Below are 15,195 nucleotides of genomic sequence, written 5' to 3' on the forward strand. Positions count from 1 at the left end.
GCTATGGAATTCACGACTCAACACTTTATCGCGCTTGCGCCGTTGTTGATCACCAGCGCCACGATCATCGTGGTGATGCTGGCTATCGCGTGGCGCCGCAACCACTCGCAAACCTTCCTGCTGTCGGTGGCAGGTCTTAACCTGGCCTTGCTGTCGATCCTGCCAGCCCTGAAAGTCGCGCCATTGGCCGTGACCCCGTTGCTGCAGATCGACACCTTCGCTTGCCTGTACATGGCGCTGATCCTGGTCGCCACCCTCGCCTGTGTGACCCTCGCCCACGCCTACCTGGGCGATGGCGGTACGGGCTACCCGGGCAACCGTGAAGAACTTTACCTGCTGATCCTGATGTCCGCCGCCGGTGGCCTGGTGTTGGTCAGCGCGCAGCACCTGGCCGGTTTGTTCGTCGGTCTGGAACTGCTCTCGGTACCGGTCTACGGTCTGGTGGCTTACGCCTTCTTCAACAAGCGTTCGCTGGAAGCCGGCATCAAGTACATGGTGCTGTCGGCCGCCGGTTCCGCGTTCCTGTTGTTCGGCATGGCCCTGCTCTACGCCGAAGCCGGCAGCCTGAGCTTCAACGGCATCGGTCAGGCCCTGGCGGCCACCGGCCTGCCTAGCCCGATCGCGCAACTGGGCCTGGGCATGATGCTGATCGGCCTGGCGTTCAAACTGTCGCTGGTACCGTTCCACCTCTGGACCCCGGACGTTTACGAAGGGGCTCCGGCACCGGTGGCAGCGTTCCTGGCCACGGCCTCCAAAGTGGCTGTGTTCGCGGTGATGGTGCGTCTGTTCCAGATCTCGCCAGCGGCGAGCAGTGGCGTGCTGAGCAACGTGCTGACCGTCATCGCCATCGCGTCGATCCTGTTCGGTAACCTGCTGGCACTGACCCAGAGCAACCTCAAGCGTCTGCTGGGTTACTCGTCCATCGCACACTTCGGTTACCTGCTGATCGCCCTGGTGGCGAGCAAGGGCCTGGCCGTGGAAGCCATCGGCGTGTACCTGGTCACCTACGTGATCACCAGCCTCGGCGCGTTCGGTGTGATCACCCTGATGTCCTCGCCGTACAGCGGCCGTGACGCGGATGCCCTGTACGAATACCGTGGCCTGTTCTGGCGCCGTCCGTACCTGACCGCCGTCCTGACCGTGATGATGCTGTCCCTGGCTGGTATCCCGCTGACCGCGGGCTTCATCGGCAAGTTCTACATCATCGCCACCGGCGTCGAGTCGCACCAATGGTGGCTGGTCGGCTCCCTGGTACTGGGCAGCGCCATCGGCGTCTTCTACTACCTGCGTGTGATGGTCACCCTGTACCTGATGGAACCGAACCTGCGTCGCCACGATGCGCAACTGCACTGGGAACAACGTGCAGGCGGCGTGATGCTGCTGGCGATCGCCGTACTGGCGTTCTTCCTCGGCCTGTACCCACAACCGCTGCTGAACCTGGTTCAACAGTCGGGGTTGGCGGGTTGATCGCTTAAGCGATACTCGGTAGAAAACAGAAACGGCACCTTCGGGTGCCGTTTTTGCGTTTGTGGGATTTGTTACCGCTGCCCTCCCCTCCTTCTGCAATCCCCGAAACCTCGCGCGGGAATGTCCGTTTCGTCCTACATCCAACACTGCGCAATTGGCTCTATCTTGAATGACTGGCTGGATCGATAAATCAACGCGAGAAATAACAATGAACCGTGACATTGTCGTTCCGTTGGCCGAAGCAAAAAACAATCTGCCCAAACTCGTCGATGATGCAGCAGCCGGACAGATCATCACAATTGCCAAACATGGTCGGGCTCTTGCGCGTCTGGTTCCTGTAGGCAAACCCAGAGGTCAGCGGATCGGAGCGATGAAAGGCAAACTGGTGCTTCCGGAAGACTTTGACACCTCACTGCCTGACGACATGCTCGATGCTTTTGAAGGCGCTCAAGAATGAGGCGTCTCGAAAACCTAGACATTGGTGGCCCTTGCCCCACGTTTCGAGTGCCGTTTTTGCGTTTTGAGATTGGAGCTTTCAGGCGCCAAATTATGCAGTGCTACTCAGGTCGGCCCCGAAGCCATCACAGTTTCTTCACCATAGGAACGCAGGCCAGTTGAAGACCGGAGGGGGAATGGTAAACCGCGGGCTCCTCCCCAATGTAACCACAGCGTCGATAAAAGTCGGCGGCATTCAAAGTCGCATCCAGACGGACTTCCACCAGGCCAAGATCCCGCGCCAGATCTTCGAGAAAGCCCACGATACGCTTACCCAGGCCTCGTTCCATAAAGTCAGGATGTATAAAGATTGCGCCGATTTCGCGGTTCTCCGGATCCAGCATGCCTGTCGCCACAGGATCACCCTGAACGCACCCCAGATAGAAATATTTTTCCATGAGCACACAGTAACCGTCCTCTGCTGCCCCCGATGTCCAGGTCAGCATTTGCTTCTCGGTATAGGCACCGATGCATTGATGTCGGATGGCTAGCCGCCGTATGTCGAATGCAGTCTGGGCATCGCTTTGGGTAGCTTTTCTAATTTCGAACATTTCACTCTCCATCAGCCATGTGCAGACGGAGAATCAAAAAGCCCCGTCCATCTCTGGCGGGGCTTTGGGTAAGACGTCAAATACCAAGCACGTATGACCTTATGGCCCGCCGGAAGCGGTCATAAAGGAACACATCATGTTCATTCGGCGTCGATCATTCATCGGCAGATAGTGCTGTGGATGATCCGATGAGTCAATCGCGAACGCCCCTTCCCCCCGGCATTACCCGAACAGTCTCACCGGACTGGTCGCTTTGTCCTACAGGCGTTTTTACGGCCGGGGTCTACCTTGAAAACGGGGGACGAAAAGGATGGCATCGAAGCCTTGACCTATTCGATTATCAAGACAACACTATACGCAGGTGACGTACAGAACATGGATGCTCTATTTATCGAATTACCTGCGTTTCAGAAACACCGAGACGATTACCTGGATGACGATCTGTTTCACAGTTTCCAGTTGGAGCTGCTGAAAAACCCCGAAGCGGGCGATCTCATTGAAGGCACGGGCGGGCTGCGAAAAATCCGCTTTTCCGATCAACGTCGCGGTAAAGGCAAGCGTAGCGGGCTTAGGGTGATTTATTACTGGTGGTCAGGTTTCGATCAATTCTGGCTGTTCACCGTGTATAGCAAAAACGAGCAAGACGACCTGTCGCCTTCCCAGAAAAAACTTTTCAGACAAACGCTGGATAGAGAAATCAACACGAGAACCCACTATGAAACGTGACATTTTTTCCGAACTGATGGAAGGCCTCGAAGCCTTGGCCGACGAGCGCCAAGGCAAGGTCACGCTGCGGACCCACAAGGTCAAGCTGCCGAAACTGGTACCCATCACTGCCGAGGAAGTGGTAGCCATCCGTCAACAGCTCAATCTTTCCCGGTCGGTGTTCGCCATGTATCTGCGCACCAACACCCGAACCCTCGAAAACTGGGAACAAGGACGGGCAACACCAAATGCCCAAGCCACGACACTGATCCGCTTGGTTGAACGCTTTCCGCAAACAATCGAACAACTCGCAGCGCTGACCTGAACGTGCAAGGTTGTCATTCCACGCACATGACGAAATTGTAATTCCCCCATCACCTTGGCGTTATCCGCAGCTTGCAACGATGTCACCCGGCGACCATGCCGGCGGGCCCTTGCCCGCCGAACAATAAAACCCACGCCGAAGCACGTTCCCGTTCTGCCGAACCCAAGGAGTGATTGATGGTTAACAATACAAAAATGTCGATAGCCGCTTTAGCGGTGGTTGTCGGCTCCGGGCCGTCCATGGTGTTGGCGGAAGAAAAACCCGAGGGGTTTATCGAGGGCAGCAGCCTGACGGCGCTCAACCGCAACTTATACTTCAATCGTGATCACCGTGACGGCCAGTCGAGTCCCACCGGCAATGGCTATTCCGAGGCCTGGGCTCACGCGGTCATCAGCAAGTTCGAATCCGGCTTTACCCAAGGCACCGTTGGATTCGGGGTCGATGCGTTTGCGATGATCGGCTTGAAACTCGATACCGGTGACGGGCGCAACGGTGGCCGTAGTTCTTTCGACGTGTTGCCGGTCGACAGCGATGGTCAGGCGCGGGATGAATACACCAAGGTCGGTGGCGCCGCCAAAGTGCGCGCCTTCGATACGGTGGTGAAGGTCGGCGATGTGTTCCCCGCCAACCCGGTGGTTGCGGCGGGTGACTCCCGACTGTTGCCGGAAAGCTTCCGGGGTGTCACGGCCACCAACACCAGCATCGAAGGTCTGTCGGTACAGGGCGGTCGCCTGCATGCGATGAGCCAGCCGGTGTCCAGCGACATGCGCGAGAACTTCGCGACCTTCTACGCCGGTCCAGTCAATTCGCCGTGGGTCGGCTATCTCGGTGGCGACTATGCACTGAACAAAAACCTCAGTTTCAGCCTGTATTCCAGTCGCCTCAAGGATGCCTGGAATCAGTATTACGCCGGCACCGCATGGACTTATCCGCTGTCGGATGACCTGTCGCTATTCGGTGGCTTGAACTATTACAAGGCGGTCGACGAAGGCAAACAACTGCTCGGCGAGTTCGACAACAACATCTGGAGCGGCCGTGTCGGGGTGAAACTCGGCGCCCACTCCGTTGCCTTGTCGCACCAGCGCAACAACGGCAACGACGACTTCGATTACCTGCGCCAGTCCGACTCGATCTTCCTCGACAACTCCATCCAGTACAGCGACTTCAACTCGCCCAAGGAACGTTCGTGGATGGTGCGTTACGACCTCGACATGAGCAGCTATGGCGTGTCGGGTTTGTCGTTCATGACTCGTTACGCCCGCGGCACCGACGCCGATTACTCCAACGCCAACGCCGTGTACATGCGCCGCGATGCCGACGGCAACCCACTGACTGACCAGAAGCGCTGGGAGCGCGACATCGAAGTCAAATACGTGGTGCAGAGCGGCTCGTTGAAAGACATGTCTCTGCGTCTGCGCCAGGCCACCACCCGCGCCACGGCGTTTGAGTCGGATCTGGATGAAGTGCGGGTGATTGTCGAGTATCCGCTGGCGATTCTCTGACTTCACGGTTTATGCAAATTCACCTTTAGAAGCTCCTTGCTCCTTTGGTAAGAGGTGAATCTTTTGGCGTCCTTCGGGGCGCCTTTTTTACGCCCGTGGATTGAGCACCGCAGAAGCAGCCTTCGGCGACGCCTACAGGGTCGGTTTCTGTTTCGGGAGGGTTTGGTGTTGGCTTTTTCATGATTTCGGCATTCAGCGTGATGGTTAGAGCTGACCCATTCGGTTCCACGCGAAAAGGAGGCAGCTGTACGCAGGTTGGAACCCGGGCCACTGAGCAAAACCCGACAGACTCGAAGTCTCCCGCGCACAGCCGCCATAACGGAGTGCACACATCAAGGTGCGCACGTCATGAAAGGCGCTTTTGCTTTCAGTGGAGCCGCGGGGTTCCAATCCCGATCGCTGAATTGGCAGCGACGAATACAGGCTAGAGAGCGGACGTCCGACGGACAACCTGAAAACATTGTGGGAAGCCTCCCTACCTTCGCCATATCTGTTAAACATCCCGAATTGAAATACTCAACGTAGGTTGGAGGCCCTCTGTGCCCTCACCCGCCCTGTCGGCGGCAATCGCCTGCCACGGTGTATTTGATGGTATTGAGTTGGCCCTTTGAATCTTCATAGGTCATGGCCGTCGGCACCACGGAGCAGGCAACTTGCGGTCGCACAACGCTCACCACTTTGACCACATCCAGTTTCATCCCGTATTCGTAGTCTTTCACCACCGGCGCAGGTTTACCCTGGTTGGCCGCGTACTGCTCCATGGCTTTGGCGTTGGCACTGAACGCCCTCTCAAACGTCCGGTCACCGCCGCCTTCTGCCAGCGCATTCAACGACATCGCCAGCGCCCCGGCGAACGCCACCCACTTAAAAACTTTCATACCCAGTACCTTCAAATCCAGGCTCAAAAAAAGCCCGGCATCGGCAATCGATGACGGGCCAGTTCAGGTGCGGCACGCTTACAAGTCTTTGGTCTTGCCGTCCTTCTTCTCATTCACGACGACGGGGTTACGCGCCTGTTCCTTGGCGACAAACGCCTCCACCGAACGGTCATTGGCCGCCATCATTTTCTCAAAGACTCTGTCGCCGCCACCTTCAGCCAAAACAACAGAAGACATCACCAACGCCGCTGCAAACGCACTCAGTTGTACAAGTTTCATGCTTGATTCCTCGTTTAATTAACTAACGGGATCAAGGTAACAATCCGAACCTTTCGTGACGGTGGCGCGCAAATTACATATCCGTTATGTAACCTGAAAGGCACCTGTGGCGAGGGAGCTTGCTCCCGCTGGGTCGCGAAGCGGCCCCTCCTTCACAAAAAAAGAAGGGGCCTGCTACGCAGTCCAGCGGGAGCAAGCTCCCTCGCCACAGATAGTGGTATGCCTGAAACATTGGCTTATGAGGTGGGACTTCTCTCCTCTTCACCTCGGTGCGCGAGCTGATACAGCGCCGGCAAAATCAGCAGCGTCAGGATGGTCGAAGACAGAATCCCGCCGATCACCACCGTCGCCAACGGTCGCTGCACCTCGGCACCCGTGCCGGTCGCCAAAGCCATGGGAATGAAGCCCAGGGACGCGACCAGCGCCGTCATCAACACCGGGCGCAGACGCGTGAGCGCACCCTCATTGATTGCATCAGCGAGCGAACGCCCCTCCTCCCGCAAATTGCGGATAAACGCGATCATCACCAGACCGTTGAGCACCGCCACCCCCGACAGCGCAATGAAACCAACGCCCGCCGAGATCGACAGCGGAATGTCCCGCAGCCACAGCGCCATGACGCCCCCGGTCAACGCAAACGGAATCCCGGTGAACACCAGCAAGCCGTCCTTGAGGTTGTTGAACATCATGAACAGCAAGCCGAACACCAACAGCAAGGCCACCGGCACCACGATCTGCAAGCGTTTGGCCGCCGACTGCAACTGCTCGAACTGCCCGCCCCAGCCGGTCCAGTAACCCGCCGGAACCTGCACATCGCGCTCAATCACCTCACCGGCCTCTTTAACGAAGGAGCCAATATCGCGCCCACGCACGTTGGCGCTGACGATCACCAGCCGCTTGCCGTTCTCGCGGCTGACCTGATTCGGCCCGAGCACCAGATCAAGGCTGGCGACGTCCTTGAGGGCGATGAAGCCAATCCGATCGGCCGCGCCATTCAGGGGCGCCGGCACCGGAATCAACAGTGCCGACAAACCTTCGATGTCCTTGCGCATGGCATCGGACAGGCGCACCACCATGTCGAAACGCCGATCGCCTTCATACAATGTCCCGGCCTGACGCCCGCCGACTGCCACCGCAATGGTGTCTTGCACGTCACCGACGTTGAGCCCGTACCGCGCCGCCTTGTCGCGATCGATGTTGATGGTCAGCACCGGCAGGCCGGTGGTTTGCTCGACCTTGACCTCGGACGCGCCGTTGACCTTCTGCATGGCGGCGGCGATCTTCGCCGCCGTAGCGTTGAGCACGTCCATGTCATCCCCGAACACCTTGACCGCCACATCGCTGCGCACGCCGGAGATCAGTTCGTTGAAGCGCAACTGGATCGGCTGCGACAGTTCATAGTTGCTGCCCGGCAGCGTCGCGGCGGCTTGTTGCAGTTCGGCCATCAGCGTTTCGCGGGACTTGCCCGGATCCGGCCACTGCACCTTCGGTTTGAGCATCACGTAGCTGTCGGAGATGTTCGGCGGCATCGGGTCGGAGGCGATTTCGGCGGTGCCGGTACGGGCGAACACACGCTCGACTTCGGGCACCTTGTTGAGGATCAAGGTCTCCAGACGCTGCTGCATGTCCACCGATTGTGTGAGGCTGGTGCCCGGCACGCGCAAGGCTTGCAGGGCAAAATCGCCCTCACTGAGGCTCGGCACAAACTCGCTGCCCATGCGGCTGGTAAGCACGCCGCTGAGCACAATCACAGCCAGCGCCGCCCCCACCGCCATGGCGCGATGGGACATCACCCACGCCAGCGCCGGCGCATAAACGCGACGCGCGCCGCGCATGACCACGCCCTCTTCTTCCTTGACCTTGCCGGTGACAAACAACGCGATGGCCGCCGGCACAAAGGTCACCGACAACAGCATGGCGCCCAACAGCGCGATGACCACGGTGAAGGCCATCGGGTGGAACATTTTCCCTTCGACACCGCTCAGGGCGAAGATCGGCAGGTACACGACCATGATGATCAACTGGCCAAAAATCAGCGGCCGCCGCGCTTCTTTGGCCGCTGCGAATACTTCATGGAAACGCTCGGAACGGCTCAGTAAACGCCCGTGATGCTGCTGCGCATGGGCCAGCCGTCGCAGGGTGTTTTCGACGATCACCACCGCGCCGTCGACGATGATGCCGAAGTCGAGGGCGCCGAGGCTCATCAAGTTGGCGCTGACTTTGTTGGTGAACATGCCGGTGAAGGTGAACAGCATCGACAGCGGAATGACCATCGCGGTGATCAACGCCGCGCGGATGTTGCCCAGGAACAGGAACAGAATCGCGATGACCAGAATCGCCCCTTCCACCAGGTTCTTTTTCACCGTGGCGATGGCCTTGTCCACCAGGTGCGTGCGGTCATACACCGGCACCGCGATCACGCCTTTGGGCAGGGAACGATTGATCTGCTCAAGCCTGGTCGCCACTGCCTGGGAGACCGTCCGGCTGTTTTCGCCGATCAGCATGAACACCGTGCCCAGCACCACTTCGCGACCGTTTTCGGTGGCGGCACCGGTACGCAGTTCGCGGCCGATGTCCACGGTCGCGACGTTCTTGATCCGGATCGGCGTCCCGTCGACATTGGCCATCACGATATTGGCGATGTCGTCGGTGCTTGCCACCTGGCCGGGCGCACGAATCAGCAGCTGCTCGCCGCTGCGCTCGATGTAACCGGCGCCGACGTTGGCGTTGTTGCGCTCCAGCGCCGTGACCAGATCGGTGAGGGTCAGTTTGTAAGCCGCCAGCCGTTTCGGGTCGGGGGCGATCTGGTATTCCTTGGCGAATCCGCCGATGGTGTTGATCTCGGCCACACCAGGCACGTTGCGCAATTGCGGCTTGATGATCCAGTCCTGAATCACCCGCAAATCGGTTGGCGTGTAGGCGGTGCCGTCGTCCTTCAGCGCACCGTCCTGCGCCTCCACCGTCCACAGGAAAATCTCCCCGAGCCCGGTGGAAATCGGCCCCATCAGCGCTTCCGCGCCCTCGGGCAATTGCTCCCTGGCGATCTGCAAGCGCTCGTTGACCAATTGCCGGGCAAAGAACAGATCGGTGCCGTCCTTGAAGATCACCGTGACCTGCGACAGCCCCGAACGCGACAGCGAACGGGTCTGCTCCAGCGCCGGCAAACCGGCCATGGCGGTTTCAATCGGGAAGGTGATGCGCTGCTCGGTTTCCAGCGGCGAGAACCCGGCCGCGCCGGTGTTGATTTGCACCTGGACGTTGGTGATGTCCGGCACGGCGTCGATCGGCAGTTTTTGGTAACTGGCGACGCCGAGGCCGGCCATGAGGAGAACGGCGAGCAGCACGATGATGCGCTGCTCGATGGCAAACTGGATCAGGCGTTCGAACATGAGAACCTTCCGGTCGAGGTTGACGGATCAGTGGGAGCCTTCAATGAGAATGCTCGGCTGAGGCTTTGCCCAATTCCGATTTGAGGATGAAGCTGCCGGCACTGGCGACTTGCACGCCCGGTTCCAGCCCTTGGGTGACTTCCACCAGACCGGCCGCGCGACTGCCCAACTCCACCGCTTGCGCCTTGAAGCCGTCATCGGTGCGCACGAACACCGTGGGTTTGTCCTCGACGGTCTGGATCGCGGTTTCAGGTACGGCGACCCTGGCTTGGCGACTGTCGGTCGCCACCAGCGCGGTGACGAACAGGCCGGGGCGCCACGAGCCTTGCGGATTTTCCAGGGTCACGCGGACCGTTGCAGTGCGGGTCTGTTCACCGAGCAAACTGCCGACGTAGGCCACGGTGCCGGCGATTTCAGCATTGAGTTCCGGGGCGCTGACGGTGACCGGTTTGCCCACTTGTACCTTGGTCAGATCCTTGGGCGAAACGCCGAACGTCACCCACACCCGCGACAGGTCGGAGAGGGTAAAAGCCGCCGAGGTTTCATCGACCACCTCCCCCGGCGTCAGGTGTTTTTCCACCACCACACCGTCGAACGGCGCACGCAGTTCATAGCGATTGCCGCCGGTGGCGACCACGCTGCCGCTGAGCACACTGATTTTTTGCCGGGCATTGGTCAGGGCAATTTCGGCTTCTTCCAATGCCTGGCGTGCCTGAAGGAAATCCTGCTCGGCGGAGATCTTGTCCTGCCACAGTTTTTTCTCGCGTTCGTAGGTGGTGCGCGCCAAGGTCAGGCGCCGCTGCGCGGCAGCCTGTTCGCTGCGCTGATCAGAGATCTGCTGACTGGCGATCACCGCCAGCAACTGGCCCTTCTTCACCGACTGCCCGAGATTGACCGACACCGACTCGACCACGCCAGGGACGCGCGGCACCACGTGCGCGGTACGGTCTTCGTCAAAGCGCACTTCGCCGGGGAACGGCAAGCCGAGGCTGATGTTCTGCGCCCGCGCTTCGGCCAGTTGAATGCCCGCCGCTGCGATCTGTTCGGTGCTCAGCTCCAGGTGCCCTTCTTCTATATGTTCACCGTTGGCTGCTGCGCCTTCTTCAGCGTGACCGGCGTGTTCCGCCGATTCATCGGCGTGAGCGTCGATGGACGCATTGCCCGGCCACATCGAGCCAATACCAATGCCCAGCGCCAACGTCGCCGCAGCCACCACGATCAGTTTTTTTTCCATGGAAACTCCTCTGCGCCATGCCATCGCGCAGTGATTTGAAAGATGAAATTCAAGGGCTGACGGTGAGGTCGCCGAAGATGCGTTCGATGCGTACTCGCGCGTCCGTCGCCTCGCTGACGGCCTGGATGTATTGGCTGCGTGCGCTGATCAGGGTGCGCTGGGCGTCGAGCACATCGAGGAAGCCGAACTTGCCCATTTCGAAACCGCGTGTGGCGCTGTCGACCGCACTTTGCGCGGCGGGCAGGATGGTCTGGTTGAACGCTTCGACTTCGCCGTTGGCGGTCTGCCATTGCTCAAGGGCGGTCTGGATTTCCGTGCGTAAACGCAGTTCGGTGGCGTTGCGCAGATCCCGTGCCTGATCACTGCGCCGGGCAGCCGCCAGCACGTTGCCCTGATTACGGTTGAACAACGGAATCGGCATCGATAACCCGACCACGTTGACCCGTTCGCGCTCGGTTTCGCTGTATTGGCTGCCAATGCTCACGGTCAGGTCGGGAATGCGTTGCGACTTTTCCAGACCCAATGAGGCTTCGCGCTGATCGATCTGCAATTTGGCCAGACGCAGCTCGGCGGTCTCGTTCAGGCGCTCCAGCAATCGACTTGCCGATGGCACGGTGGGCATGCTTTGCGCGGCCGCTTGCACGGTGGTCGAGGTTGGCAACGGTGCGCCCATGACCTGCGCCAATTGCTGGTAGGCGTTGGCCCGATCGCGTTCGGCGCGGCTCAGTTCCAGGCGCACTTCGGAGAGTTGCACGTGCGCCCGGGTGCCTTCGACTGGCGATGATTTGCCGGCCTCGATGCGTCCTTGGGCGACGCGCAAACCGTGTTCGGCCAGTTGCAGCGACTGGCGGGACAACTGCAAGCGTTGTTGCGCGGTCCGGGCGCTGTTGAACGCCTGAATCACATCGGCGCGCAAGGCATTGCGCTTGCGCTCCCACTCGATCCCGGCGGCGTCCTGCGCGCGGCTGGCGACGTCGATCCGTGCACCACGTTTGCCGCCCAGTTCGATCGGTTGGCTGAGCATCACCGTGGTGGTTCGCGAATCGCGCCGGGTGTCTTCGGCCTCCCACGACACTTCGGGGTTGGGGATCAGACCGGCCTGTTTGCGCTCACCCTCGGCGATGCCGATTTCCCACTGCGCAGCCGCCAGATCCGGGTTACCGGCAAATGCCGTTTGCAGGGCTTGATCGAGGGTCAGGGTCGATGCATGCACAAGCCCCGTGCCGGCCAGCCACACAACGCTGGCCGTCACTGTCCTCGCTGTTTTTTTCAGGCGTGCTCGCGCCGTCCGCTCTTTTAAACCGGGCAATGGAAGACTTCCTTTATTCAAGAATCTTTGATGCCGCCACGGTAGGGTTTTGAACTTATCGGCAAGGTGACTGGAACATTACAAATCCGTCATCCACGGCTTATGGAAGTTGTTTTGATCTAGGATGCGAAGTGCAAAAGGCAACATAGCAATACATGGAAACAAATACACGGTAGTTATCTGCCAAACAGCACTTGCCTGAATGTAGCGCATGGGCATTCGGGCTTGCCCGCTGCGACAGGCTGTCGCAGATGACCATACTCAGGGCTCAAGACTCAGCATTTCAGTTGACCCTGTAGCCACTACAGCCTTTACCTTGCACGCCATCACACAGGGAAACCGCCGTAGGAAACCAGCAACTCACAATCTCTAGTCGTTATTCAAATCCGTCCGGAAGCCCCTACAAAAACAACAACTTTCCCGGCCACCTTAATTAAATATCCATTAAATAAAAGTGGTGATAAATCATGCGAATCCTTGTCGTCGAGGACGAGCTTAAAGCTGCCGAATACTTGCATCAGGGACTGACGGAAAGTGGTTATATCGTTGACCACGCGGCCACTGGCGCCGACGGACTGCATCTGGCGCAACAGCAGGCATACGACCTGGTGATCCTGGATGTGAACCTGCCGGAACTCGATGGCTGGGGCGTGCTGGAGCAATTGCGTCGCACCCACTCCACCCGGGTGATGATGCTCACCGCCCGCGGGCGTCTGGCCGACAAGATTCGTGGTCTGGATCTGGGTGCCGACGATTATCTGGTCAAGCCATTCGAGTTTCCGGAATTGCTGGCGCGGGTGCGCACGCTGATGCGCCGCAGCGAAAACATCCCGGTGCCGCAGGTGCTCAAAGTCGCCGATCTGGAACTTGATCCGGGCCGTCACCGCGCCTTTCGCGGCGAGCAGCGCATCGACCTGACCACCAAGGAGTTCGCCCTGCTGCATCTGCTGATGCGCCAGTCCGGGGAAGTACTGACCCGCACCCAGATCATTTCGCTGGTGTGGGACATGAATTTCGACTGCGACACCAACGTGGTCGAAGTGTCGATCCGGCGTTTGCGGGCGAAGATCGACGACCCGTTCGACAGCAAACTGATCCACACCCTGCGCGGTGTCGGCTATGTCCTGGAGGCGCGGGAATGAAGCCGGCCAGCCTGTCGATGCGCCTGGGCCTGACGGTGAGTATTCTCGGCGCGCTACTGGTGGTGTTCCTGGCGATCCTTGCCTACTTTGCCCTGACCCATGAGTTGAACGCGTTATCCAGAAACAGCCTGGCCCAGAAGGTGGAACAGGTGGAACACAGCCTGTCGCTGTACGCCGATGCCGCAGAAATTCGTTCGGCGCCGCACATTCTGCTCGATCAGGTCATGGGCCATGACAACCTCACCCTGACGATTTATGACCGCAGTAACTTGCGCACGCCGCTGTTGAAATCCGGCTCCGGCATGGCCGACCCGCGCCTTGAACGCAAGGCAGTGCTGGCCGCCGACGAACCACTGGCGTTCTCCGACGGCACCGACGATCAAGGCAAGCGCTACCTGACCGCTTCTCGGTTGGTCCGCATCAAGGACGGCACCCGCGTCCCGGTGCTGCTGTCGATGGACGATGCCCACAATCAGGCGTTGCTCAGCGCCTATCTGCGCTCGACGCTGATTGCTTTGCCATTGCTGCTGATCTTCATCGGCCTCAGTGCCTGGGCCGCCGTACAGCGGGGGCTGATGCCGTTGCGCGAGTTTCGCAAAGTGGCGGCGATGGTCTCGACGCAAGACCTCGGCCATCGGCTGTCGGTGCTCGACATGCCCCAGGAACTCAGTGAGCTGGCCCAGGGGATCAACGTCATGCTGGATCGCCTCGACAATGGTGTGCAGCAGTTGTCGCAGTTCTCCGATGACCTGGCCCATGAACTGCGCACGCCGATCAACAATCTGATGGGCAAGGCACAGGTGACGCTGTCCCGGGAACGCACGGCCGAGGCGTACAAAAACGTCTTGGTGTCCTGCACCGAAGAGCTGGAGCGTGTTGCGCGGATTGTCTCGGACATGCTGTTTCTGGCGCAGGCCAGTAACCCCGCAGCGCTCACATCTTTCGAGTCGGTCGCCCTGGAAGAAGAAGTCGAAAAAGTGGCCGACCTGTTTTCCTTGTCGGCGCAAGACAAGCGCATCAGCCTGCGCGTGACAGGCGCCAGCGCACGGGTACTGGGCGACCGCCTGATGATTCAACGGGCGATCTCGAACCTGCTGTCCAACGCCCTGCGCCACTGTCCGGCCGGGCAAACGGTTTCGCTGCACATTGAGCAAGAGGCGACACAGGTTGCACTGGAAGTCAGCAACCCCGGCGCGGGCATCGAAGCGCAGCATCTGCCGCACCTGTTCGACCGCTTTTACCGGGTCGACAGCAGCCGCTCCCGCTCACAAGGCAGCACCGGACTGGGCCTGGCCATCGTGCGCTCGATCATGAGCCTGCATCAGGGGGTGGCACAGGTTAAAAGCTCGCCTGGGACGTTGACGGTGTTTCGATTGGGATTTCCCACCCCCGATGAATAGATGCCCAGCCATTCAACCTGCATTTTTTCTGAAACGCCTTCATACGCGATAGGAAAAATCGTCGCGCGAAGAACCCTGAAGAGCCACAAAAGTCAGTCATCACGATTTCGCACCTCCATGCAGCTGAAATTTCCGACAAGTGCATGCGTCGAAATCGTTGGGGCGGGTATGTTCCGCAATACCGTCCCATTCAACACCCGCCGATGCGTCACGAAAAAAATCGTCAAGCCGACAATTGATGTGTACGTATTTCAACACCCCTTGAATATGGTTTTTGAAACTTCCTGTCATTTTTGACCGAGCCAATACCTGCCTTATACATTTGCTCCGTGCTCGATACAGCACATCCAATGTCTAACAAAAAGAGAGTTTAATCATGGGTTATATGGGTAACTGGAACGCCAACAAAGTGATCGACCTTGAACAACAGGAAGCGCCTACGCCAGAGCAGGTTGAAGAACTGCAACTGACTGAGGCTGAACAGTCCGAACTGGAAGCCGTATAAAAAACGGGGGGCCG

14 protein-coding genes are annotated in these 15,195 nt (G+C 59.2%); 8 read left to right on the top strand and 6 right to left on the bottom strand.

Translation table 11 applies throughout. The features are described 5' to 3' along the window. Positions 1 to 3: 3 nt before the first annotated feature. Together nuoN and PGR6_RS18205 are read left to right on the top strand one after the other, a co-directional pair. Entirely contained in the window at positions 4 to 1,467 is a 1,464-nt protein-coding gene (gene nuoN, locus PGR6_RS18200) for an NADH-quinone oxidoreductase subunit NuoN (RefSeq protein ID WP_018925505.1), read from the top strand. Positions 1,468 to 1,675: 208 nt separating this feature from the next. Further along, entirely contained in the window at positions 1,676 to 1,924 is a 249-nt protein-coding gene (locus PGR6_RS18205; protein WP_064618793.1) for a type II toxin-antitoxin system Phd/YefM family antitoxin, read from the top strand. 124 nt (positions 1,925 to 2,048) lie between these two features. Here PGR6_RS18205 and PGR6_RS18210 read toward each other — a convergent pair whose 3' ends face one another. Continuing rightward, the gene (locus PGR6_RS18210; RefSeq protein ID WP_064618795.1) at positions 2,049 to 2,513 is read right to left on the bottom strand and encodes a GNAT family N-acetyltransferase; all 465 of its coding nucleotides are present in this window, start codon (positions 2,511 to 2,513) and stop codon (positions 2,049 to 2,051) included. A gap of 375 nt (positions 2,514 to 2,888) precedes the next feature. Between PGR6_RS18210 and PGR6_RS18215 the strand changes: the two genes are divergently transcribed. The 3 genes from PGR6_RS18215 (at position 2,889) to PGR6_RS18225 (ending at position 5,045) form a co-directional block, all read left to right on the top strand. Continuing rightward, positions 2,889 to 3,239 carry a hypothetical protein gene (locus tag PGR6_RS18215; protein WP_064621318.1) on the top strand — a complete coding sequence of 117 codons (351 nt, stop codon included), beginning with the start codon at positions 2,889 to 2,891 and terminating at the stop codon, positions 3,237 to 3,239. After that, the gene (locus PGR6_RS18220) at positions 3,229 to 3,543 is read left to right on the top strand and encodes a helix-turn-helix domain-containing protein (RefSeq protein ID WP_007940887.1); all 315 of its coding nucleotides are present in this window, start codon (positions 3,229 to 3,231) and stop codon (positions 3,541 to 3,543) included. The genes PGR6_RS18215 and PGR6_RS18220 overlap by 11 nt, the downstream gene beginning before the upstream one ends. A 176-nt stretch (positions 3,544 to 3,719) precedes the next feature. Next, on the top strand, positions 3,720 to 5,045 hold the full coding sequence (locus PGR6_RS18225) for an OprD family porin (protein WP_064618797.1): 1,326 nt from the start codon (positions 3,720 to 3,722) through the stop codon (positions 5,043 to 5,045). Between the two features lie 545 nt (positions 5,046 to 5,590). Here PGR6_RS18225 and PGR6_RS18230 read toward each other — a convergent pair. From PGR6_RS18230 to PGR6_RS18250, 5 genes are all read right to left on the bottom strand, one after another. Next, positions 5,591 to 5,923 (bottom strand): DUF2790 domain-containing protein, encoded by a 333-nt coding sequence (locus PGR6_RS18230; RefSeq protein WP_018925501.1) that lies wholly within the window; start codon positions 5,921 to 5,923, stop codon positions 5,591 to 5,593. A 78-nt stretch (positions 5,924 to 6,001) separates the two neighbouring features. Continuing rightward, the gene (locus PGR6_RS18235; RefSeq protein ID WP_064618798.1) at positions 6,002 to 6,202 is read right to left on the bottom strand and encodes a co-regulatory protein PtrA N-terminal domain-containing protein; all 201 of its coding nucleotides are present in this window, start codon (positions 6,200 to 6,202) and stop codon (positions 6,002 to 6,004) included. Positions 6,203 to 6,438: 236 nt separating this feature from the next. Beyond that, entirely contained in the window at positions 6,439 to 9,591 is a 3,153-nt protein-coding gene (locus PGR6_RS18240; RefSeq protein ID WP_064618800.1) for a CusA/CzcA family heavy metal efflux RND transporter, read from the bottom strand. Positions 9,592 to 9,631: 40 nt separating this feature from the next. Next, the gene (locus PGR6_RS18245) at positions 9,632 to 10,825 is read right to left on the bottom strand and encodes an efflux RND transporter periplasmic adaptor subunit (RefSeq protein ID WP_064618802.1); all 1,194 of its coding nucleotides are present in this window, start codon (positions 10,823 to 10,825) and stop codon (positions 9,632 to 9,634) included. 49 nt (positions 10,826 to 10,874) lie between these two features. Then, positions 10,875 to 12,134 carry a TolC family protein gene (locus PGR6_RS18250; RefSeq protein ID WP_064618804.1) on the bottom strand — a complete coding sequence of 420 codons (1,260 nt, stop codon included), beginning with the start codon at positions 12,132 to 12,134 and terminating at the stop codon, positions 10,875 to 10,877. Positions 12,135 to 12,601: 467 nt separating this feature from the next. Here PGR6_RS18250 and PGR6_RS18255 point away from each other — a divergent pair, with 467 nt between their 5' ends. The 3 genes from PGR6_RS18255 to PGR6_RS30545 all read left to right on the top strand — a co-directional run bounded on the left by PGR6_RS18255 (position 12,602) and on the right by PGR6_RS30545 (position 15,181). After that, positions 12,602 to 13,276, top strand: coding sequence for a heavy metal response regulator transcription factor (locus PGR6_RS18255; RefSeq protein WP_007940896.1), 675 nt, complete (start codon positions 12,602 to 12,604; stop codon positions 13,274 to 13,276). Continuing rightward, a complete protein-coding gene (locus tag PGR6_RS18260; protein ID WP_064618806.1) occupies positions 13,273 to 14,676 on the top strand; it encodes a heavy metal sensor histidine kinase in 1,404 nt (467 codons plus the stop codon). The genes PGR6_RS18255 and PGR6_RS18260 overlap by 4 nt, the downstream gene beginning before the upstream one ends. A 376-nt stretch (positions 14,677 to 15,052) precedes the next feature. Further along, the gene (locus PGR6_RS30545; RefSeq protein WP_256597110.1) at positions 15,053 to 15,181 is read left to right on the top strand and encodes a hypothetical protein; all 129 of its coding nucleotides are present in this window, start codon (positions 15,053 to 15,055) and stop codon (positions 15,179 to 15,181) included. Positions 15,182 to 15,195 lie beyond the last annotated feature (14 nt).

This window comes from Pseudomonas sp. GR 6-02, from assembly GCF_001655615.1.
Taxonomy (GTDB): domain Bacteria; phylum Pseudomonadota; class Gammaproteobacteria; order Pseudomonadales; family Pseudomonadaceae; genus Aquipseudomonas.

Excerpts from the sequence above, each read along its gene's own strand:
- PGR6_RS18260 (WP_064618806.1), top strand. The coding sequence starts at position 13,273 with ATGAAGCCGGCCAGCCTGTCGATGCGCCTGGGCCTGACGGTGAGTATT.
- PGR6_RS18215 (WP_064621318.1), top strand. The coding sequence starts at position 2,889 with ATGGATGCTCTATTTATCGAATTACCTGCGTTTCAGAAACACCGAGAC.
- PGR6_RS18210 (WP_064618795.1), bottom strand. The coding sequence starts at position 2,513 with ATGTTCGAAATTAGAAAAGCTACCCAAAGCGATGCCCAGACTGCATTC.
- PGR6_RS18255 (WP_007940896.1), top strand. The coding sequence starts at position 12,602 with ATGCGAATCCTTGTCGTCGAGGACGAGCTTAAAGCTGCCGAATACTTG.
- PGR6_RS18225 (WP_064618797.1), top strand. The coding sequence starts at position 3,720 with ATGGTTAACAATACAAAAATGTCGATAGCCGCTTTAGCGGTGGTTGTC.
- PGR6_RS18230 (WP_018925501.1), bottom strand. The coding sequence starts at position 5,923 with ATGAAAGTTTTTAAGTGGGTGGCGTTCGCCGGGGCGCTGGCGATGTCG.
- PGR6_RS30545 (WP_256597110.1), top strand. The coding sequence starts at position 15,053 with ATGGGTTATATGGGTAACTGGAACGCCAACAAAGTGATCGACCTTGAA.
- PGR6_RS18245 (WP_064618802.1), bottom strand. The coding sequence starts at position 10,825 with ATGGAAAAAAAACTGATCGTGGTGGCTGCGGCGACGTTGGCGCTGGGC.
- PGR6_RS18205 (WP_064618793.1), top strand. The coding sequence starts at position 1,676 with ATGAACCGTGACATTGTCGTTCCGTTGGCCGAAGCAAAAAACAATCTG.
- PGR6_RS18220 (WP_007940887.1), top strand. The coding sequence starts at position 3,229 with ATGAAACGTGACATTTTTTCCGAACTGATGGAAGGCCTCGAAGCCTTG.
- nuoN (WP_018925505.1), top strand. The coding sequence starts at position 4 with ATGGAATTCACGACTCAACACTTTATCGCGCTTGCGCCGTTGTTGATC.
- PGR6_RS18235 (WP_064618798.1), bottom strand. The coding sequence starts at position 6,202 with ATGAAACTTGTACAACTGAGTGCGTTTGCAGCGGCGTTGGTGATGTCT.
- PGR6_RS18240 (WP_064618800.1), bottom strand. The coding sequence starts at position 9,591 with ATGTTCGAACGCCTGATCCAGTTTGCCATCGAGCAGCGCATCATCGTG.